This is a genomic window from Gilvimarinus sp. 1_MG-2023 (assembly GCF_030548285.1).
On record NZ_JAUOSC010001770.1, the window covers coordinates 1 to 234 of the forward strand.

1 pseudogene is annotated in these 234 nt (G+C 50.4%); it reads left to right on the forward strand.

Annotation, left to right across the window (positions count from 1 at the left end):
• Positions 1-136, forward strand: a pseudogene (locus Q4563_RS22795) (urea ABC transporter permease subunit UrtB); the annotation flags it as partial.
• Positions 137-234: the final 98 nt, after the last annotated feature.

Sequence of the window (234 nt, forward strand, 5' to 3'; positions counted from 1 at the left end):
CACTATCTCTCAGGCGCAATCGACCATGGAATTTTTCCTCAGTGGCTCGATGGCCAAAGTGCTCACCCTGCTCGTCGTCGTTGGCATTTTGATGCTGCGTCCACAAGGGCTGTTCTCTCTCAAAATACGTAAATAAAGAGGTCGCCCATGAACTTTATTGCCCATTTGTTCGCTCGCTACCAGCTCAGCCATATGCTGATTCTGGCGCTGTTGCTGATCGTGGTTCTACCGTTG